Annotated in this window: 19 protein-coding genes and 2 pseudogenes; 18 read left to right on the top strand and 3 right to left on the bottom strand. The window is 62.1% G+C overall.

Features of this window, described 5'->3' with window-relative positions; all coding sequences use genetic code 11:
* Positions 1-270 precede the first annotated feature (270 nt).
* The 4 genes from NKJ72_RS27495 (at position 271) to NKJ72_RS31045 (ending at position 1,789) form a co-directional block, all read left to right on the top strand.
* On the top strand, positions 271-552 hold the full coding sequence (locus NKJ72_RS27495; protein WP_352480258.1) for a DUF3892 domain-containing protein: 282 nt from the start codon (positions 271-273) through the stop codon (positions 550-552).
* 119 nt (positions 553-671) lie between these two features.
* Complete coding sequence (locus NKJ72_RS27490; protein ID WP_352480257.1) at positions 672-1,145, top strand: hypothetical protein; 474 nt, start codon at positions 672-674, stop codon at positions 1,143-1,145.
* Positions 1,146-1,362: 217 nt separating this feature from the next.
* The gene (locus NKJ72_RS27485) at positions 1,363-1,698 is read left to right on the top strand and encodes a hypothetical protein (protein ID WP_352480256.1); all 336 of its coding nucleotides are present in this window, start codon (positions 1,363-1,365) and stop codon (positions 1,696-1,698) included.
* Complete coding sequence (locus NKJ72_RS31045; protein WP_502901907.1) at positions 1,616-1,789, top strand: sunset domain-containing protein; 174 nt, start codon at positions 1,616-1,618, stop codon at positions 1,787-1,789. The genes NKJ72_RS27485 and NKJ72_RS31045 overlap by 83 nt, the downstream gene beginning before the upstream one ends.
* Here the strand turns inward: NKJ72_RS31045 and NKJ72_RS27480 are convergent.
* The gene (locus tag NKJ72_RS27480) at positions 1,731-1,895 is read right to left on the bottom strand and encodes a hypothetical protein (RefSeq protein ID WP_352480255.1); all 165 of its coding nucleotides are present in this window, start codon (positions 1,893-1,895) and stop codon (positions 1,731-1,733) included. The genes NKJ72_RS31045 and NKJ72_RS27480 overlap by 59 nt on opposite strands.
* Positions 1,896-2,237: 342 nt before the next feature.
* Here NKJ72_RS27480 and NKJ72_RS27475 point away from each other — a divergent pair, with 342 nt between their 5' ends.
* The 10 genes and pseudogenes from NKJ72_RS27475 to NKJ72_RS27430 form a co-directional block, all read left to right on the top strand.
* A complete protein-coding gene (locus NKJ72_RS27475; RefSeq protein WP_352480254.1) occupies positions 2,238-3,200 on the top strand; it encodes an ArdC family protein in 963 nt (320 codons plus the stop codon).
* Positions 3,197-3,400, top strand: coding sequence for a hypothetical protein (locus NKJ72_RS27470; RefSeq protein WP_352480253.1), 204 nt, complete (start codon positions 3,197-3,199; stop codon positions 3,398-3,400). The genes NKJ72_RS27475 and NKJ72_RS27470 overlap by 4 nt, the downstream gene beginning before the upstream one ends.
* Before the next feature lie 14 nt (positions 3,401-3,414).
* Positions 3,415-3,834 (top strand): DUF2958 domain-containing protein, encoded by a 420-nt coding sequence (locus tag NKJ72_RS27465; RefSeq protein WP_352480252.1) that lies wholly within the window; start codon positions 3,415-3,417, stop codon positions 3,832-3,834.
* A gap of 84 nt (positions 3,835-3,918) precedes the next feature.
* Positions 3,919-5,634 carry a ParB/RepB/Spo0J family partition protein gene (locus NKJ72_RS27460; RefSeq protein WP_352480251.1) on the top strand — a complete coding sequence of 572 codons (1,716 nt, stop codon included), beginning with the start codon at positions 3,919-3,921 and terminating at the stop codon, positions 5,632-5,634.
* 545 nt (positions 5,635-6,179) lie between these two features.
* The gene (locus NKJ72_RS27455; RefSeq protein ID WP_023672372.1) at positions 6,180-6,503 is read left to right on the top strand and encodes a DUF736 domain-containing protein; all 324 of its coding nucleotides are present in this window, start codon (positions 6,180-6,182) and stop codon (positions 6,501-6,503) included.
* Between the two features lie 151 nt (positions 6,504-6,654).
* Positions 6,655-6,924, top strand: coding sequence for a helix-turn-helix transcriptional regulator (locus NKJ72_RS27450; protein ID WP_352453595.1), 270 nt, complete (start codon positions 6,655-6,657; stop codon positions 6,922-6,924).
* A complete protein-coding gene (gene lepB / locus NKJ72_RS27445) occupies positions 6,921-7,469 on the top strand; it encodes a signal peptidase I (protein WP_352480250.1) in 549 nt (182 codons plus the stop codon). The genes NKJ72_RS27450 and lepB overlap by 4 nt, the downstream gene beginning before the upstream one ends.
* Positions 7,457-8,143, top strand: a complete 687-nt coding sequence (locus NKJ72_RS27440; protein ID WP_352480249.1) for a lytic transglycosylase domain-containing protein — start codon at positions 7,457-7,459, stop codon at positions 8,141-8,143. The genes lepB and NKJ72_RS27440 overlap by 13 nt, the downstream gene beginning before the upstream one ends.
* A gap of 193 nt (positions 8,144-8,336) precedes the next feature.
* On the top strand, positions 8,337-10,307 hold the full coding sequence (rlxS, locus tag NKJ72_RS27435) for a relaxase/mobilization nuclease RlxS (protein ID WP_352480248.1): 1,971 nt from the start codon (positions 8,337-8,339) through the stop codon (positions 10,305-10,307).
* Between the two features lie 1,001 nt (positions 10,308-11,308).
* A pseudogene (locus tag NKJ72_RS27430) lies at positions 11,309-11,398 on the top strand (SMC-Scp complex subunit ScpB); the annotation flags it as partial.
* Positions 11,399-12,631: 1,233 nt separating this feature from the next.
* Here NKJ72_RS27430 and NKJ72_RS27425 read toward each other — a convergent pair.
* A complete protein-coding gene (locus NKJ72_RS27425; RefSeq protein ID WP_031194952.1) occupies positions 12,632-14,278 on the bottom strand; it encodes an MFS transporter in 1,647 nt (548 codons plus the stop codon).
* Positions 14,279-14,752: 474 nt separating this feature from the next.
* Between NKJ72_RS27425 and NKJ72_RS27420 the strand changes: the two are divergent.
* Positions 14,753-14,983 (top strand): annotated as a pseudogene (locus NKJ72_RS27420) (class I tRNA ligase family protein); the annotation flags it as partial.
* 416 nt (positions 14,984-15,399) lie between these two features.
* Here NKJ72_RS27420 and NKJ72_RS27415 read toward each other — a convergent pair.
* Complete coding sequence (locus tag NKJ72_RS27415) at positions 15,400-16,545, bottom strand: trans-sulfuration enzyme family protein (RefSeq protein ID WP_352480247.1); 1,146 nt, start codon at positions 16,543-16,545, stop codon at positions 15,400-15,402.
* Between the two features lie 92 nt (positions 16,546-16,637).
* Here NKJ72_RS27415 and NKJ72_RS27410 point away from each other — a divergent pair, with 92 nt between their 5' ends.
* From NKJ72_RS27410 to NKJ72_RS27400, 3 genes are all read left to right on the top strand, one after another.
* A complete protein-coding gene (locus NKJ72_RS27410) occupies positions 16,638-17,300 on the top strand; it encodes a helix-turn-helix domain-containing protein (protein WP_023722008.1) in 663 nt (220 codons plus the stop codon).
* Between the two features lie 31 nt (positions 17,301-17,331).
* Positions 17,332-18,180, top strand: a complete 849-nt coding sequence (locus NKJ72_RS27405; protein ID WP_352480246.1) for an FMN-binding negative transcriptional regulator — start codon at positions 17,332-17,334, stop codon at positions 18,178-18,180.
* A gap of 353 nt (positions 18,181-18,533) precedes the next feature.
* Positions 18,534-19,733, top strand: a complete 1,200-nt coding sequence (locus tag NKJ72_RS27400) for an IS256 family transposase (protein WP_023718475.1) — start codon at positions 18,534-18,536, stop codon at positions 19,731-19,733.
* Positions 19,734-19,850 lie beyond the last annotated feature (117 nt).

Genomic DNA, 19,850 nt, shown 5'->3' with positions numbered 1-19,850 from the left:
TTATCTATCGGCGGATTGGTGAAGCCGGTCACGCCTAAGCAGAAGGCGCGACGACTCCTGTGGATACGTAGAAAAAAGAGAACAAAACGAGATTGACGATCTTGTGCGAATCAAAGTTTCGCCAGAACGTAAAAGGCGACCGTCTGAACCACGGTCGCCTTTAAGTTGAAACCAAGCCGTTGGAGGGCTTGTTAGTGATCACGTCCATTAAGTTGCGCGTTACGCGATTCACGTCAAGCCCTCCTGTGGCGCAAATCACAGGAGGCCTACATGGCCGGAACTTTCCGAGTAAATTGTCACAAGCCTGATAACGCCGACAAAGACCGTCGTCTTCAGGGCCTCGGCGGCCCTGCCGATGGCGGCTGGTATCGAGACATCGATACGATGATAAACAACGTCGAAAACGAAAATGAGCAATACTGGACGGTAGCGCCGACAGGAGAGTCCGTGTGGATTGTCGTACGCCAGCGTTCGAACGGACGGAAGTATCTTAAGACGGAGCCTGACGGCGTGGAGCCGAATAACCTGCTGGCACTCCCTCACTGTCCTTAGAGCCATCTGGCGCTACAGGCTGCTTGCCCTTCCCGGTCTTATGATCGGGAGGGGTTTTCAACAGGCGTCGCAAAATCTCGTCGCCCTTGTCCTGGTCTTTGTCTTTGGGGGATTCTGACATGGCTACCTACAACGATCTCAACAACCTAAGTAGTGATTCGGACATCGCAACCGCATTGGGCGATATGGTCGTCGCTTGGGCGAACGCTGAAACCACACTCATGCATGCCATGTGTTCAATCTGTAACATGTCGACCAACATGGCGCATTTCGGCTACTATCGTATTCCAACTTTTGAAGCCCGAGTTAAGTTCCTCCTAGCGATGATCCCCGAGTGGGATACGTCTTCCGATCGAGACGCCATCTCAAAGGCAATTGAGAAAATCAGCGGCATGTCGGGCACGCGCAACAACTGGGTTCACGGAATCTGGAGCAAGGAAAAGACAACAGGCCAAGTTGTTGTGTTCAATTTCCGCGCCGCCGAAAACAAGGGCAGGAACAAGCCCGTCAAAGCGCATGACATCAACCACCATGTCGAAACCCTGATAGCCAATACTAAGGCTCTACGGAAGCTGCTCCCACCACTGCCATAGATGAGTAAATCTTGGCGCCCATCCTTTGGTCGACAACGTCTCCCGTGGCGGTGTGAGGGCACCCAGACGAACGGAAATGCTCGCTTCGACCATCAGCGGCGTAATCTCGTTTTCAGTACCGGCCTGCCCGGCTGCTTTATCGAATCGATCATTGGTACGTCAAGTATACAATTGGGATGATAATCCTAGGTGGGGCGATTCCTCAACGGAGATCGCAATGGCTCGGACCAAACTTTCCAAGCAGCTTTCACAGGCTGAAATCGAGCGCTTTCTGGCGGAGGCGGAACGGCTGCACAAGAGCATCGTCCAGCCGCTTCTATCACCCACCAGCAACCATTACCGGCCTCTCCAACGCACCCATGAAGCGCTGTTAAAGACGGTGAAGGATATCACGCAAACGTCGCATTCTCTCTTCGGAGGGAGGGGGCGTAGGCAATCATCGCTATCAAGACAACTCCTGGCTGGCTTTCTTGCCTTCGAATCGACCCTGCCGCTGTCAGCGCAACATCAAAGCCAATATAAGCCACAAAACGGGCGAGCGCGTCTATCATGATCCCAGACAGGAATATTACTGGGATACGCGCCTCAACCTGTTGAAAGGCGAGCGCTGGTTTTGTTCGGAGGAAGCCGCGCCACGGCGGTGATGTCGTCGAGTTTCTCGACGTAACTGCGGCGCTTGACGATGATCCGTGCGAAAAATCTGTCCGGCCTGCCGTCCTGGCGGGCGCCCGCGCGCCTGACGACGCGCACCAGGTGCTCGTGAACCGAGCCCGCTTTTCTTCGGCAAGCTCAGGCGGTCTCGGCCATTCGGCTTCGCCCCTTGGCGTGGGCAGCCCTTCGGGCTGAGACGGCCGCCGCCCTTGCGGGCGGCGGGGTTTGCTGTTGGCCTTTCCCGGTGGCGCGGGGTGGGCGGCACTCCCTTCTAGGCCCGCCGCGGCAGCCCGCAACCCTTCGCTGCCGCTCAGGGTCCTCCTCTTCGTTCCGGTCCTTCGGATGCGGTCCGCCTCCTACGGCGGGCCTTTCCGGTCGCGACTCGCCGCCCACCCCGCTTCCGGGGAAAGGCGCGGCGATTGGCGAGCGGAGGATGAGACGATGCATGCAAACAGCAAGCGTTCCGCCAGCACAGAGGCTGGCGCAGGCAAGGGCGGGCGCCCCGGCGCCAGCCTTTATCAGGAGATCACGGACCGCATCATTGCGGAGCTGGAGCGCGGCACCGTGCCATGGGTCAAGCCATGGGGCAGCGCAAAGGCAGGCCTTGGCCTGCCGAGCAATGCATCCTCTGGGCGCATCTATTCCGGCATCAATATCCTCATCCTGTGGGGCGCGGTCATCGAGCGCAGCTATCCCAGCCAGAACTGGCTCACCTTCCGGCAGGCGCTCGTCCTTGGCGGCAATGTCAGGAAGGGCGAGCGCGGCACGCCCATCGTGCATGCCGACCGCTTTGTCCCCAAGGACGAGAAGGAGCGCGCACGCCACGAGGGCGATGAACCACAGGCCGTGCCTTTTTTGAAGCGCTTCACCGTCTTCAATGTCGCGCAGTGCGATAATCTTCCGGAAGACCTCTATGCCGCCACCGAGCCGCTGCCTCAGTGCGAGATCGTGCCGCAGGCCGAGACGCTCATTCGCGCTAGCGGTGCGGATTTCAGGGTCGGCGGCGATCGCGCTTTCTACATGCTGGGCAGCGACCACATTCAGGTGCCGCCGCAGCCGGCGTTCCATCAGCAGATCGACTATTACCGGACCTGCTTTCACGAGCTTGGCCACTGGACCGGCCACCCAACGCGGCTTGCTCGCGACCTCTCCGGCTCGTTCGGCTCCAAGGCTTACGCGCGTGAAGAATTGGTCGCCGAAATCACTGCCGCCTTCGTGTGCAGCAATCTCGGTATCGAGCCGACCGTGCGTCATGCCGATTACATCGGCTCATGGCTGAAGGTGCTGCGCGAGGACAACCGCGCGATCTTCCGTGCCGCCAGTCTTGCCTCCAAGGCCGCCGATTTCCTGTTTGGCCTTCAGGCCGATGCCGAAGGCGAGGCGCAGGAAGGGATTGCGGCATGACGATGCGCGATCCTCAACTGACCGCGAGCGAGCCGACGCCGCAAGGCGAGCAGATGCTCATTCCCGGTGTCCGGCCGATCACCACGCGCGATCGGCTCACCCTCCTGATGAACGCGCCGATGTGTCCGCGCGCGGCGCAAAAGCCGATCGATATCGGCCTCTTCGATGAAGCCAGCAGAAATCAACTCGACCTGTTCTGACAAGGAGTCTTTCCATGATCCTGATCACCGATCCACTGCGCGCACGACTGCTCGCCAATGGCGCCGCCGACGCCGAAACGGACCATTTTCCCGTTGTGAAACTGTTTAATCCGACAGGTGCCGCCACGTGGCTTCTGACCGAACTCGACGCCGATGGCGACACGCTGTTCGGCCTTTGCGATCTCGGCTTCGGCTTCCCCGAACTCGGCAGCGTCAGTCTGGCCGAGCTTGCATCCGTAAAAGGTCCGCTTGGCCTCGGCATAGAGCGCGACCTGCATTTCCAGGCGCGCTTTCCGCTCTCCGTCTATGCCGAAGCCGCCCGTATTTGCCGCCACATCACCGAGGCCGAGCGACTTCTGCGGCAGGCAGCAGACGCCCTTTCAAAGCCCCGTTCCGAGCTTCCGTCCGACACGGCGGAACAGCAGCGCCGATAGGCGCAAAAACCGTCCCGCCGCGCCGGCCTTCGGCCTCTGCGGCGGGACAACCTCAACCAAAGCGAAGGAGAGTAACCATGCAGCTTGCCCACATCCCCTTGGATCCGGCTCAACATTTCCGCGCTCAACATGCGCCATGGAAAACGCGCGCCCGACATTTCCGATATCCTGCCATCCGTGGGTGCGCGCGGCGTGCTGGTGCCTCTCCTTGTGCGGCCCAACGGCCAGCCGGAAGCCTTCGAGATCGTCGCCGGCAGGCGGCGCTATTTCGCCGCGAAATCGATTGCCGACGAGCGCGGCGAAGGCGATCCCTTGCCCTGCGCCATCATGGAGGACGGTGACGACGCCGATGCGCTGGAAGCCTCGCTGATCGAAAACCTCGCCCGCCTTGATCCTGACGAAGTATCGCAATGGGAGACGTTTTCGCGGCTCGTCAGGCAAGGCCGCACCGTTCCAGACATCGCTGCGACCTTCGGCATCACTGACCTGAAGGTCAAACGCATTCTGGCGCTTGGCGACCTCTTGCCCAAAATCCGCGAAGCCTATCGCCGCGAGGAGATCGACGCCGAGACGGTGCGCCATCTCACCATGGCGTCCAAGGCGCAGCAGAAGGACTGGCTGGCACTCTGTGCCGATCCCGATCAATACGCGCCGCGTGGCTTTCAATTGAAGCAATGGCTGTTCGGCGGCCAGTCGATTCCCACCAAGGTGGCGCTGTTTGCCATCGACGAATATCCCGGCCTGATCACCTCGGACCTGTTCGGCGAGGACAGCTATTTCGCCGATGCCGACCTCTTCTGGCAAAAGCAGAACGAAGCGATTGCCGCCAGACGCGACACCTATCTCAACGACGGCTGGAGCGAGGTGGTGCTGCTGGAGCCGGGCCAGTATTTCCACCCATGGGACCACGAGAAGACCCCGAAGAAGAAGGGCGGCAAGGTCGTCATCACTGTCTCGCATCGCGGCGAGGTCGAGTGTCACGAGGGCTGGCTGTCACGCAAGGAAGCCCGCCGCGCCCGCGAGGGCGGTGAGCAAGAAGAAACAGCCGCCAAGCCGCCGCGCCCCGAACTCACCGGCCCGATGCAGAACTATGTCGATCTGCATCGCCATGCTGCCGTGCGCGCCGCCATGCTCGACCATCCCGCCGTGGCGCTGCGCCTCGTGGTGGCGCACGCCCTCACCGGTTCCGGCCTGTGGCAGGTGCGCCGTGAGCCACAGCGCGCAGTCAACGAGACGGTGACTGCCAGCCTTGCCGGCTGCAAGGCTGAAGCTGCATTCGGCAAAAAACGGCGCGAAGTGTTGGCCCTGCTCGGATCACCGGATGAGGACGGCGTGGTCGCCGGCGGCAATGGCGACGCCTTTGCTACCGCTGGCGTGTTCGCGCGCCTCTTGGCGCTCTGCGACGACGATGTCATGCGCGTTCTCACCCTTGTCATGGCCGAGACGCTTGCAGCCGGCAGCGCCGTCATCGAGGCGCTCGGCAACCATCTGAACGTCGACATGGGCACATGGTGGCAACCGGACGATGCCTTCTTCGACCTCTTGCGCGACAAGGAAATCGCCAATTCGATGCTCGCCGAGGTCGGCGGCAAGCTGGTCGCGGACGGCAATGTCGCCGAGAAGGTCAAGACGCAAAAGAAGATAATCCGCGACTTCCTGGCGGGCGAGAATGGCCGCCAGAAGGTCGAGAGCTGGCTGCCGCGCTGGATGAAATTCCCGGCCGAAAGCTACACCAGCCGCGGCGGCTTCCGTACCGCCGATCAGTGGGCACAAGTGCAGCCGCTGTTCGTGCGCGAATAGTCGATCAGGGCCCGAGCGGCGGTTCTCTCGAGTGCCGCCGCTCAGGTCGCGCGCGCCGCGCCGCGGCGCGCCGGCTGCCGATTGGTCGTCTTGTCGAGCCAGTGCCGCGCGCGAGAAATCCCGACGCCAATTCGCCCCCGTTTCGGCAGCCCTGCACCACGCCGGGTTGCTTGCCGAGGCGCCAGGCGCATGGGGCCAATTGTCCGATCCGGTTGCCGACAGAGCCCGCGCAGCCGGCGCCCTGCATTGCCGCCGGCTCCTTGTGTCACCGATCGCGCCACCTGTCTCCATGTGTCTCAGGGACCATTCCCCTGCGGCTGGCTTGACGACCTATGGGCGGATCCGGCCCGCCCGAAACCCTCGCCAGCAGCTTTTTTCCCCGCCGCCTGCGGCGGCTTCCTCGCGCCGCTTCGCTTCAAAAAAGCTGCCCGCTCGGGTCCTCCGCTATCGCTGCGGCCGTCCCGATTCCGGCGGTCCGGACACGCCCATCACGGTCCGCCATCGCAGGGGAATGGTCCCCGGCGAGCACCAAAAGGAGACTGAAAATGACCGCGATCGGATACGTCACCAAACAGGAAAACGGCGGCTACAAGGGCCAGCTCAAGACGCTCAGCGTCCGCGCCGACATCGACATCGTGCCCAATCAGGCAAAGAGCGCCGACACCCATCCCGACTTCCGGGTGCTGACGCAAGGGGTCGAAGTAGGGGCCGGTTGGATCCGCACCGGCGAGACCTCCGGCAAGGACTATGTGAGCCTGTCGATTGCCGCCCCGGAGTTCGGCCCGCGCAAGCTCTACGCCAATCTCGGCCGCGCCGCCGGCCAGGACGATGACGACACATACGCCATCATCTGGAACCCGGTCGACTGAACGGCCAGCTTCGAGCCTCGCGCCGCAACCGGCGCGGGGCTCTTCTCAAGAAGGGGCGGCGAAAACTCGCCCCCCACTCTTCGCCCGTCCCCGAAACGATCTCGCTCGCCGATCCTCGCCTTCGCTTGTCCGTAACGAAACGAGGATCATCATGGACGACGAAAACGAACGCGCGGCCCGCGCGAAGAAGGGCAGTCCGTTTCTCAACACCGCGCAGGCAGCCTTCTATATCGGGCTGTCCCAGCGCACGCTGGAAAAGATGCGGCTCAAAGGCGGTGGCCCGCAATTTCGCAAGCACGGCCGCTATGTCCGCTATCACATCGACGAGCTCGACGACTGGTCGAAGGGACGCGCGCAGGAGACCAGGCCCGAGGATGGCGGGCACAATTCCGGCTCGGCCGGTGAGGGAGGCCGCTCATGAGCCGGCGTCCCACTATCCGTCTGATCGGCAGCCATCTGCGGCGCATTCGGGCGCGCAAGACGATCGCCGTGGCCACAATAGGCCTCAGCCTGATCGGCTTCGCCGCTTTCGACAACCCATCGCCCTGGCTGGTCTGGAACGCCTCGGCCAGTGCGCCGGTCGGCCTCTATCGCGTCGCGTCCGGATCACCGGCTCGGGGCGACCTCGTGCTCGTCCGCCCGCCAAAACCGGTCGCCGATCTCGCCGCCGAACGCTTCTATCTGCCCAGCAATGTGCCGCTGGTCAAGCGCCTTGCCGCGCTGCCTGGCGAGCATGTCTGCGCCTTCGGCGACGCCATCATCATCGGCGGCGAGATTGTCGCGCGCCGGCTGGCAACCGACACGCAGCACCGTCCGCTGCCTTGGTGGAATGCCTGCCGCAAGCTCGCCGCCGACGAGTTTTTCCTGCTCGGCAACGATAGAAACCGCTCCTTCGACAGCCGCTATTTCGGGCCGGTGCCGGCCGAAAATATTGCCGGGAGGCTCGTGCCGCTATGGACCGAGTAACCCTCCTGATGCTGGGCATGGTCGCGATAGCGCCATGCGCCTGTTCCGCCGCGACCGACGCTCAGCCGGCCGCCATCTCCCGTGGTCCGCAGCTCCAACGATGGCAGCCCTTGGTGGCCGAAGCAAGCCGGCGATTCAGCATTCCACAGCCCTGGATTTATGCCGTCATGGATGCCGAAAGCCGGGGGCAGACAATGGTGGACGGACGGCCGATCGCGTCACACGCCGGCGCCATTGGCCTCATGCAGGTGATGCCCGGCACCTACGAGGAGATGCGCGCAGAGCTTGGCCTGGGAGCCGATCCGCACGACCCTCGCGACAACATTCTGGCAGGCACTGCCTATCTGCGCGCCATGTATGACCGCTTCGGCTTTCCCGGCCTGTTTGCCGCCTATAACGCTGGGCCGGACCGCTACGAACAGCATTTGCAGCGTGGGCGACCGCTGCCCAGCGAGACGGTTTCGTATCTGGAACAGCTCAAGGCTGCGGGGATTTCGGCCGCCGACATGGACGCGTTCACCGGCAAATCCCGTTCCGGAAAAGCGCCGGAAATCCCGTCCGGGCAGTCGCTGTTTTTCCTGCGAAACGGTGTTTCCGCGACCGATCCGAATGGCCAAATTGTGGTGCCGCTCGGATCGGAGCGAGCAAGGTCAGGCCGGCCGGATCGCAGGTGAGGGCAGGGGTACCGTGGGTCGGGCGGGGCAGGGAGGCAGGGAGGCAGGTCCGCGGAAGGCAAGATAAAGGCATCGCCTCCTGGAGGCGGCGAAGTCTTTGTCTGCACATCGTTTTTCATGGAGGCTGCCTTCAGAGTCAGGAGAGCTGCTGCCGACAAACCTTTGATTTTGCTTAAGATTGCTAGGAGACTCAATGCAGGATGAAGAGTTCAAGCCGAGCCTGGGCAAAATCGGATCGCGGGGCTCGAAGGCAGGCAAGCGTTTCGCCGGCCAGATCCGCGCCGCGATCAACCGAGCCGGCGGCGGCAGCGGTCGCCGTGGCCGCTTCATCGGAAGCCGGGCGGGGCGCGGCGGGGCTGCTGCCGCCGTTCTCAGAGCGCGCGACCCCCACGCGGCGTTTCGGCAGCGGCGCGCCGTCGTCAAGGCGCGTATCGTTAAGCTGGCCGGCAAGGGTGTTGACGGGGCACGTGCACACCTTCGCTACCTCCAGCGCGACGGCGTCACCCGCGAAGGCGACCCTGGCGAGCTCTATAGCGCCGACAGCGACCGCGTCGATGGCAAGGCCTTCATCGATCGTGCCGATGGCGACCGGCATCAGTTCCGCTTCATCGTCGCACCTGAAGACGGCATCGAGTATGATGACTTGAAGCCGCTCACGCGGCGCCTCATGGCGCAGATGGAAGAAGACCTCGGCACCAGGCTCGACTGGGTCGCTGTCGATCATTTCAACACTGGTCATCCGCATACCCATATTATCGTCCGCGGCAAGGACGACCGCGGCGAAAATCTTGTCATCGCGCGAGACTACATCTCGTCTGGTATCCGTGAACGGGCGGCCGAGCTGGTCAGCCTCGACCTTGGCCCGAGAACGGACCGCGAGATCGAGCAACGCCTGCGCCAGGAAATGGAGCGGGAACGCTTCACCAGCATCGATCGGCAGCTGCTCCGCATCCGCGACCATGAGGGGCATGTCTCACCCGCCAGGCGAGATACGTTTCGCCAGACGCTGCACCAGGGCCGCCTGCGCAAGCTCGAGCGGATGGGTCTGGCTGAGGAAGTCGGCTCGGGCCGCTGGCGCCTTGATGGCGAGCTTGAAGCGACGCTGCGCCGCATCGGCGAGCGGGGCGACATCATCAAGACCATGCACCGCGAACTGACCGGCAAGGGGCTCGCCCGCAGTGCCGCCGACTATGTTATCCATGATCGATCTGCAGAGCAGAGGCAGCCTGTCGTCGGCCGCATCGTTGCGCGCGGCCTGGCCGACGAAATCAATGACCGCCATTACCTCGTCGTCGACGGCGTGGACGGCAAAAGCCACTATGTCGATATCGGCAAAGGCGAGGCCACCCAACCGGCGCCAGAGGGCTGCATAGTGCGGGTCACGCCGAGGGACACCGGGCCAAGGCAAGTCGACCGCACAATTGCCGAGATCGCCACGGCCCATGACGGGCGCTACAGCATCGATATCCATCTCAAGCATGACCCGTCGGCCACCGAACGCTTTGCCGAAACGCACGTGCGGCGACTGGAGGCGATCCGCCGGGCGACCGGTGGTGTCGAGCGCGAGCCGGACGGTACATGGACTATCGCGCCGGACCATCTCGACCGCGTCGCGGGCTACGAGCGTCAGCGAGCGAGGGCCGAGCCTGTTGTCGTCGACAAGCTCTCATCAATGCTGCTGGAGAGCCAAGTCAGCTTCGACGGCGCCACCTGGCTCGATCGAGAGCTGGTTTCCGACACACCGGAGGCCTTGCACAGCTCTGGTTTCGGCCGCGATGTCCGAGAGGCGCAAGGCCGCCGACGGCAGTGGCTGATTGCGCAAGGTCTTGCTCGGGAAGAGCAGGATCGGGTCATCTATCGCGCGAACATGCTTTCGATGCTGCGCCAACGCGAGTTGAACCGCGTGGCCGGCCAGTTGTCGAACGAACTCGGTCTGCCTTATTCTGAAGCCCAGAGTGGCGATCGAATAGAAGGCACGCTCCGCCGCTCCGTCGAGCTCGCCGGCGGAAAATACGCTGTCATCGAGAAATCGCGCGAGTTCACGCTGGTGCCATGGCGGCCGGTGCTTGAGCATCATATCGGCAAGGAGGTTTCCGGCGTCGTGCGTGCAGAGGGGATTTCATGGACCATCGGCCGGCAGAGAAGCGGACCAAGCATTTCGTGACATGGCTACACAACTTCTTTTGCCCGCGTTGAAACAGGTACTCAGTCCGGACGGAGTTCGCCTGCTAATTGCCCGCGGCATTGATCTCGCGAGGGATAAATGGCTGGTCGTGCAAGACTTATCGTTCGCTCTACAAAAAGCGCCGCGATGATTCATCGTGTTCCATGATTCTGAGCCAAAACCCTCCTGCGCCACCACGGCACTCTTCCCGGTGCCACGGAAGCCGCGCCGACGCGGCGGTGCCGGCCTGGTTGCGCAGGGCTGCCCCGGACCCAAACAGTTGCGGCGCATTGAGGACATTGCAATCACTGACGGTGCGGCCCTCGGCGCGCTCGATGAGATAGTCCGCCAGCTAGAGAGGTGGGCTGGCGCCTGGTGACAGCGCCTAGGGCTTTCGGCGGCCGTGGTACGGCGAAGCAGGCTCGCGGCGTCGAGGATGAAGCCGCACTTCGTGATGTTCTTCTGCTCACACGACCGGGAGACAAGGTCGACCCCCGCGGGCCGGATGCTGTTGACCGGGCGTGAACTGGCAGCCTATCCCGCTGAGGATCTTCTAACGGGAGAAACCTCGCTGCGGTGGGGAAGATTTCGGTCGTCGCCCGCGACGACGAGGCGGTCAGCGACCTGGCCAGACGAGCTTCGGCAGCTTTCCGCTGCGGCATGGTGACGTGCGCGATCATGGCCGCCGAATGAGATCGCTTCGAACGCACCGTCGGATGCTGGCTCGCCGACGCTTTACTGGCGCAGCGCCTGGGTGGGGCCATGCGGTGCCGCTACTGGGCACCGAGGCAGCTTTGGGCATGAGACCCGATCAATCGCGCCGGGCCGCGACGGTCATTGCGGCATCTGGAGTCGAGGCCGGGTTCAGACCGGGGGAAAAACCTGCTCGTCGCGTAGGAGCCCGGCGTTGCGCGCCGTCGATCTTTCCGCCCAACTCGGCGCCGCGCGGACCGGGGCTTGCCATTGGCCCGAAACTGAGGCCAAGGCGACGGGCCCCCCGTGCGTATACCGACGCCATACGCGCCGCCGTCGGCGGAAACGAGCGAGCCATGGACCTCACACAATCTGAGGTGCTGGTGACGATGTGCATCCTACTTCCATCCGCACTCCTACCCACGAGCTCACCCGTGCGCCCGCGGTGCTGCGAACCCGCCGACGAATATGTGGCAGAAGCCGGAGTGGGCGCTCAGCCCCAACGAGTTTTTTAGCCTTGACCGGCCGGAAGGTGCGACCCGAGCGTCGGGACAAAAAGCCGGGAAGGGGAGGGCACCAGCCCGGTTGAAGCCAAGGGCATGATGATGTGAGGACGATCTGCTGGCAAGAATTTGCGGAGATCGATGCTGTCCTGGCGCGCTCGTCGAAGAGCTGAGCGGCGCCAACCTGGCTGCTCGAAGGGAGAACACTTCACCGCGTGACCGGCCGGACCTGATTGCGATCTCGATTGGAATAAAGAAGACGACGGGCCGAATGGCAGGATTGACCGCCAAGATGCGCGAATGCCGGCTGTCCTGCGCGCGTGCGGGAGTCGCCACCATGAGCTTTCGAAGCCCGCCTAGCAGGTTGTGGCCATTGCTGTGGCAATGCAGCAGTCCTGGATGGCTGCATCAATAAATCCAAGATGCCCCGGGTTCGCTTCCACCGCACCACCGGGACCTTCGCTGCAGCTAAATGCAGAAAATCCAGGCGCGCGCTGAAGCATCGTGAAAAATTCATGGATTATGTCAGCTGGTAAAATGACCCGATTCAATTTCAGTCGATCAATCAGCGCCCTTCGTCGGGGCTGTCGGTTCGCATCGCGCCTGACGGCGGCGCTATGCTGGTGCTCCTACGGCCGCCCTGTTGAACCGCTTTCTCCAGCACCGAACTGAATTGGTGCCGCTGGCGGACATTTCGATGCTTCCGCCTTGTAGGGCTTCTTTGTTGCGGCCGCCTCTGCGGCACGGCTGCGCCGACGTGAACGTGCTTGGCGGCACGTTTTGTCAGGGAGGGGAAAGAGGCGCGCGGCCCTCTCCCTGCAAGCCGCCGCTGGCGGATTCCTCCGTCTGCCCGCTTCGCTCCGTGCAGACCGGGGAGACCCCTCCGCCCCCCTTGCTCCCCGCTGCTCGCCGCGATGCAGGGGGACAGGCGACCTGAACCCGTGCCCAAGCCGATCTGATGGCAGAGGCGGTGGGGCTGGACATGGGCCCGTGGTGGACATACGTGCCACACAAATCCTCATGCTCGCCTAACCGGCCGCAAGGTATGGCAATCCGGGCTGACCCGACGAAAGAAGGAGTAGGTCTCGGCCATTCCCGTGTCCGAGCCCAGAAAAGTTACTGGTTTCCTTACGGGCGCGATACAAAGGGCACAGGCTGGACTTGGCTGCCGGGGGCGGGGCTTGTCGACCGCTCGATCGAAAGTGAGAGACGAGGAGGAGAATCACCGACCTGCAGAGCGGCAAGGCGCTCGCCTACCTCCCTGTCAGTCACCGTTAGCCGATGGTTTAGACGAAGATAGTCCGTCCATGTCGGCGTGCGGAATGTCTCGGTCCAAAGAGTCGAGTTCTGAAGATCGCGCTGGAGGGTCCAGTCCCGCGCACCGGCACGGCTCTGAACGCGCCGCCTTTCGCGCATGCAGCTCAGAAATTCCTCGATATTCTCCTCGGGGATCGAGTACTCCACCTTGATCACGATCGGGCCGCTCCTGGGCTTCAAATCGAGGGCCAGTTCTGGTGGCCTGAAGTCGAAGGCCCCTTGATCCGATTCCTCCCATAGCCGTACCGGCAATAGCTTTCCCACAGCTGCAACCAGCAACAGCGCCGCTGCAGCACCTTCCAAAGCCCACGTCAGGGAATAGTACTGCGCGACAGCACCCCAGATCCAGCTGCCCGCTGCCATGCCGCCGTAGGTCAGGGCGTAATAGATCGACAGGGTGCGACCAACGACCCACCTTGGGCTTGCCAACTGCACACACACGTCGGTTCCGGTCCAGGTGACAACCCAGCCTGCGCCAGCGATTGCAAGCGCGATCGCTGCTACAGCCACCGACGATGTGAGAGCCAGTAAAAGGCAACACGTTGCGCAAGCAACGGACGCGAGCGTGATCAATCGATTTTGGGACGTGATGCGTCTCAAGTAGCTATTGCCAATGCCCGCGATGAAGGCGCCTGTGCCGAAGCCGGCCAACAGGACGCCGTAAACAATTGGCCCCCCCGCCAGTTGGTCGCGAACCAGGAGGGGGAGCAGAGCAAGGATCGAGATGCTTGACAGCCCGAACAGGGTTGCACGCACGATCGCCACTCTGATCTCCGAGGAGATTGCCGTGAAGCGCATGCCATCATGAATGGCCGTCGTCATCCGCTCGCGCGGAAGAGGCGAAGAACGAACTTGCCACTTGGAGCGCAGGACAGCGCTCAATGGGACCAGGTCGGTCAGCGCAGCGAAGGCGAAAGCCGTAAGGGGGCCCAGCAAAGCCAAAATTACACCGCCCAGCGCCGGTCCTATGCTCCGAACCACGTTGTACCCCACCGACATCAGCGTCACTGCAGCGGGTATGTCGCGCTTTTCCAGGATGTCGCCGACCGAGGCGTGCCAGGCTGGATCATTCAAGGCAAAGCCGCATCCCGCCAAGAAACTCAGTCCCAAGATCAGCCATGGACTGACAAAGCCCAGCCCAACAGAGAGAGCCAGCGCCGTGGATGCCAGTGCGATCAGGCAATGTCCGGCAAGCATCACGCCGCGGCGGCTGAAGCTGTCTGCAATCGCTCCAGCAAGGATCGACAAGAAGAAGGCGGGCAGTGTCGATGCAGCCTGCACGAGCGCAACCATCAGATCGGAGGCTGAAATCGTTGCCATAAGCCAGCTTATAGCCACGCTCTGCACCAGCCAGCCAAGGCTGGATATCTGCGTGGCTGTCCAGATCGAACGAAAGACCGGATTCTGAAGAGGGATCAGTGTGTTTGCCGCAAAGGGCGGGGAATCTTGACGCCGCATGACTTCTCACCTCCACCACGTAGTTCTTTCGCTCACTCACTTGCTGACAGCGGTGCGCTTACGCACAGCTGCGTCACAACCAAGTTCCGATATCGCGCTCGCAACAAAGTAGATGTCGCATCCACGGTGCTGATGCGCGATGAGTGTGCCAGTTGGGCGTCGGCTGGTCTGGGTCGCGCAGCCCGATGGGGTGCGGTCTGCCCTGCGACTCTTGGCCTTGTACGGTGCTACCGCCCCGATGGCCGGGTTGTCAAACTGCCACGGTGCTAGCAGCGCCCATCCCATCCTGACAGGCATGAGCATACGACGCAGCGGATCGCTGGTATCGGAGGCGGGTGCAAGATCAAGGGTGGCATCGTCTTGACAAGTACGAGCTGGTGGACGCCTTTGCCCGACCTATCACATCGGCGATTTATGGGGCCGCCGTTCAACTCGTTGGTCTATGCAAAAAAACATAATTCGCTTGAAAAGACGTTTCGTGCCGGCGCAGGCGCCGAGGAAGGGGCTGAAGCCTTCACCATCGTCATACCGCCGCCGAATGTCACCGGCTTGCTGCATATGGGTCATGCGCTCAACAACACGCTGCAGGACATTCTGGTGCGCTTCGAGCGCATGCGCGGCAAGAACGTCTTGTGGCAGCCGGGCATGGACCATGCCGGCATCGCCACGCAGATGGTGGTCGAGCGCCAGCTGATGCAAAATCAGATCCACCGCCGCGACAAGCGCCACCGGCTGCCGGCGGTCAACATCCTTACCGTCAATGCGGCGGTCACCCTCACGGACAATGACGACTTTCTCGCCGGGCTGGAGGTGACGCCGGAGCGCCAGGCGGTCTGGGACGAGCTCGACGGTCTCGGCCGTTTCGACGCGCGCAAGAAGATCGCCGAGCTGATACCGGCGGTTTCCTCGAAAAGGTCGAGCCGCATCGCAGGCCTGAAGCGGCGGTTGCGGCGATCCTGAACAAGGTGCGGTCTCTCCGCGCCAACGCATCCGACCGAGATTTTTGATCGAAATCTAAGCATCGTCGAAGATGCTTTGCCTGATCTAGGCGCCCAGCCGTAGCAGGCCGCATTGCTGCGCCAGCCGCCACGTAAAGCGCTGCCAGAGTTCTTGCACCCGCGTCATTCGGCTGCCGCTTTGAAGGTTCCGCCTAGGGCCTGCATCAGATCATCGATAATGTCCTGAGGATGCTCAAGTCCCACTGACATTCGCAGTAATCCGCCTGGCGCCTTGGACTTGGCACCCTCGACGGATGCGCGATGCTCAATCAGAGAGTGCGTCCCGCCAAGGCTTGTCGCCCTGGCAATAACCTCGAGGCGGCCGGCCACGGCCATCGCAGCATCGGCTCCGCCTTTGACGATAAAGGATAGCATCGCTCCGTAATGGCTCATTTGCCGCTTAGCGAGATCGTGTCCCGGATCAGTTTGCAGGCCAGGAAAAAGTACTTTTTCGACACGCGGATGAGACGCCAAAGCCTCAGCAACCTTCTGGGCGCCTTCGCAATGCGCGCGCATGCGTACCGACAATGTCTGCAGGCCCCGCAATGCCAGCCAACAGTCGAATGGCGCTGCGACGCTGCCCTTGTGTCTCTGGACCATCCGCAGTGGGCGACCGAGGGGTGACGAGTGCGGGACAATGACGACGCCCGCCATCAAGTCCGAGTGGCCGCCGATGTACTTTGTCGCCGAGTGCATGACCGCGTCCGCCCCAACTTCGAGGGGCCGTTGAAGCACTGGAGTTGCCCACGTGTTGTCCACTACGGCCAAGGCGCCAGCCTCGTGCGCGATTTTGCAGATGGCCGAGATGTCAACAACGCGGATCATCGGGTTTGACGGCGTCTCGACCCAGACGAGGCCAGTCCGCTTCGACGTGACCGCGGCGCGCACGGCATCCAGATCGCGCATGTCGACGGCCGCAAAGTCGAAGCGAGACCCAATGTCGGTCTCGTCAATCAGCGAACGAATGCCGAAATACATGTCATCCGGCAGAACGATCCGACCCGTCGACGGATGGCTCTCAAAGACTGCAGCGATTGCAGCCATGCCCGACGCGAAGGCAATGCCATCTTCTCCGCCCTCGAGCGCGGCAATGGCCATTTCGAACGCGTTGCGTGTCGGATTTCCATCCCGGGTGTATTCGAATCCGGAAGGAAACGAGCCGTCGATGCTACGTTGGAACGTCGTGCTGGTGTGCAGCGGCAGGGACACCGCCCCCGTGGAAGCGTCGACAGCTCGGCCGCAATGGATCGCCTTCGTTTCAAAACGCATCGGTCATTTCCTCGCTAACGGGGCAGTTGCACAATTTCAGGCCGGTCATTATATTGACCGTAATAAGTGAGCCGAGGCACTAAGTCAATATAATGACCGATGTTACGACAGCGTTGGATCCCGAGCGGGTGCTTGGCCAAGCGATAGCGGTTCGGATCCGACAATTGAGGCGCGACCAAAACCTGACCCTGGATCGACTGGCAAAACTGAGCGGCTTATCCAAGGGAACGGTCGTCACGCTGGAGCAAGGCAAGGCGAACCCCAGCATCGGCATACTTTGCCGACTGGCGGCGGCGTTTTCGCTTTCGGTGGCCGATTTGTTGAATGACCATCCTTCCACAGTTCGCCTTCCTATTGAGCGGACAGAGACGAGAACGCTTTGGACAAGCGCTAAAGGAAGCTTTGCACAACTTCATTCATCGATCTCGGGACGAACGATGTTCGAACTGTGGAGCTGGGCCATTATGCCGGGCGACGTGTTTTCCGCAGATGCTCATAGTCCGGATACGCGCGAGCTGATCTCGGTGACTCAGGGGTCCCTAAGTGTCGTGGTGGGTACCCACGCAGTAATTTTGAGCCAAGGCGAGAGCGTGCGGCTTGTCACTGACCAACCGCACTCATACGCGGCGGCATCTGATCTGCCTGCCCACTTCTCGATGGCAGTTCTTGAGCGTGGTGGACAGCGAGATCCGGGGCCCTCTTCGCCGGCAACAAAGATGCCCGGGCCCGTTCCGCAAGACACCGCCGCTCGCTAACGACCGCCCATTCGCGACAGGAGATCCACCGTTGTACGTTCCGCCCCATTTTGCCGTCCCCGATCAGAACACCCTGTTTGACCTAATCGAGAGACATCCGCTCGGTATCCTGGTCACCCACAGCAAAGGCACACTCGACGCGAACCACATTCCCTTCGAGCTTGACCGCTCGAAGCGAGACAAAGGCCTCCTCAATTGCCATGTTGCACGCAAAAATCGAGTCTGGGAGGAAGTTGCCAATGGCGATGAAGTCCTCGTTTTCTTCCGTGCGGCCGACGCTTACATCTCGCCGAACTGGTATCCAAGCAAGCATGAATTCCATAAGCAGGTGCCGACGTGGAACTATCTCGTCGTCCACGCCCACGGACGCATTACTGTCCGGGATGATGAGCGCTATGTGCGCCGTAACGTGGCGAAGCTCACTCACATGCATGAAGCCTCGCAGCCTGCCCCGTGGAAGATGGGCGACGCGCCGAAGGACTTCATTGACACGATGGTTAAGGCGATCGTCGCCCTGGAGATCGAGATCACCGGCCTGGTTGGTAAATCAAAACTCAGCCAGAACAAAGAGGTGCGCGACATTCAGAACGCTGGTGAAATGCTGAATGCCCGAGGCGTCAATGGGATGGGAGAAGCGATGCTCTCGGCTGCGGCGGCCCAATCCCAACAGCATCTATCTTGTCCCGACAAGCCGCTGGTGCTGGATTTCCAAAGGGTGACCTTGAGAGACAAATGCTTCGGCTCGCCGGAAACGCGACCAGCACCTGACCACCCGCTATGCGGCAGATGGACAAGAACTCAGGCCGCCATCGCCAGCCACATCCGCAATGCCGCCGGATCACCCCCCACGGTGGCGATGCCTCGCAGCCAGGTTGGATGACCAAGCAGCCGGGATGTCGGCAGGCTTGCACCCGTTTCAGATGCGAGACGGGTCAAGACGATCATCCTGCACAACGTCACGCGGCGGTGGGCTGGTTTCGAAAAGGGCCGGCCCCGGCCGTTCATACAAGTGGAGTTGGGGCGGGGCCGGATCAAGCCTATCGGGTCGAACCCGCCGGGACCGCGCGTACATCATCCCGGCAACGCCAGGCGCTCGTCCGGCGCCATGCGGGATAGTGTGCTGAAGGTTCTGCAAAAAGTTTTGGAGAGAGAACGGCGCTTGCTCTGAAGGGCGAGCGGCCATGGCACGGTGGTGACGTTGCAATCACCGATTCCCGTGGAAGGGGAAGTGCCATGACCAATCGAGAAGTTAAACTGAGCAGGGGCGAGTTGAAAGCGTTGCTGCTGTCGGATGAGGACGGCTTTCGCCAGGTATTGCAGACTGTCGTGCAGGAGGCTCTGGAAGCCGAGATGACGGAGGCGATCGGGGCCGAGAAAGGCGAGCGGACAGCGGAGCGGGTGAGTTACCGGTCCGGGTATTACGAGCGCAAGCTGGTGACGCGGGTTGGGGTGCTGGAACTTCGCGTTCCGCAGGATCGGACGGGCCGGTTCTCGACGGAGTTGTTTGAGCGCTATCAGCGTTCGGAGAAGGCCTTGGTGTCGGCGCTGGTCGAGATGTACGTACAAGGCGTTTCGACCCGCAAGGTGAAGGCGGTGACGGAGGAATTGTGCGGCCACTCTTTCTCGGCCTCGACGGTGAGCGAGGCGACGATGCGGCTGGATGAGGCGCTCAAGGCGTTCTTCACGCAGCGGCTCGAGGAAAGCTATCCGTATCTCATCTTGGACGCGCGCTATGAACGGGCTCGCGAGGCGGGCGTGATCGCCAGCCAGGCGGTGCTGGTGGCGATCGGCGTGGATTGGGAGGGCCGGCGCCAGGTCCTGGGCGTGGAGCTGGCCAACCGGGAGAGCCATTCGAGCTGGCGCGAGTTCGTGACGGGGCTCAAGAATCGCGGGCTCGCCGGCGTCGAGTTCGTCGTCTCCGACGACCATCCGGGGCTCAGGGCGGCAATCCGCGAAGTGCTGCCCGAAGCGGTCTGGCAGCGCTGCTACGTGCACTTCCTCAGAAACGCGCTCGACTACGTGCCGCGCAAGGTCGACGACGATTGCCTGATGGAGCTCAGATGGTTCTACGACCGGCGCGACCTTGCCGAGGTCAAACGCGACCTGGCGCAGTGGATCGCCAAATGGCAGGCCAAATACCCGAAGCTGGTCAACTGGGTGGAAGACAACATCGAGGAGACGCTGAGCTTCTATCGGCTGCCGCTTGCCCACCACAAGCACATGAAGTCGACGAACATGCTGGAGCGGCTGAACCAGGAGATCAAGCGGCGCACCCTGGTCGTTCGCATCTTCCCCAACCCGCGGAGCTGCCTGCGGCTGGTTCGGGCATTGGCGGTCGAGATCCACGAGAACTGGCTCGAGGCGACCCGCTATCTCAACATGGATCATCTGCGCGAGCACAAGAAGGAGAGCCTGAGAGCATTGGCCGCCTGAGCACCGCCGTGGGTGCGCCCCGCCCCGAAACACCGGGGGGGCGCGGCGGGCCCCCCCCCCGACCCCCCAAAACCCCCCCAATTTATGAAAAAGAAGCACACAAAAAACCCGAACTTT

Source organism: Mesorhizobium sp. M0045 (genome assembly GCF_040323385.1).
Lineage (GTDB): Bacteria > Pseudomonadota > Alphaproteobacteria > Rhizobiales > Rhizobiaceae > Mesorhizobium.
Note: the sequence above shows the minus strand (reverse complement) of the source record. Positions and strands in the feature narration are given on the sequence as shown.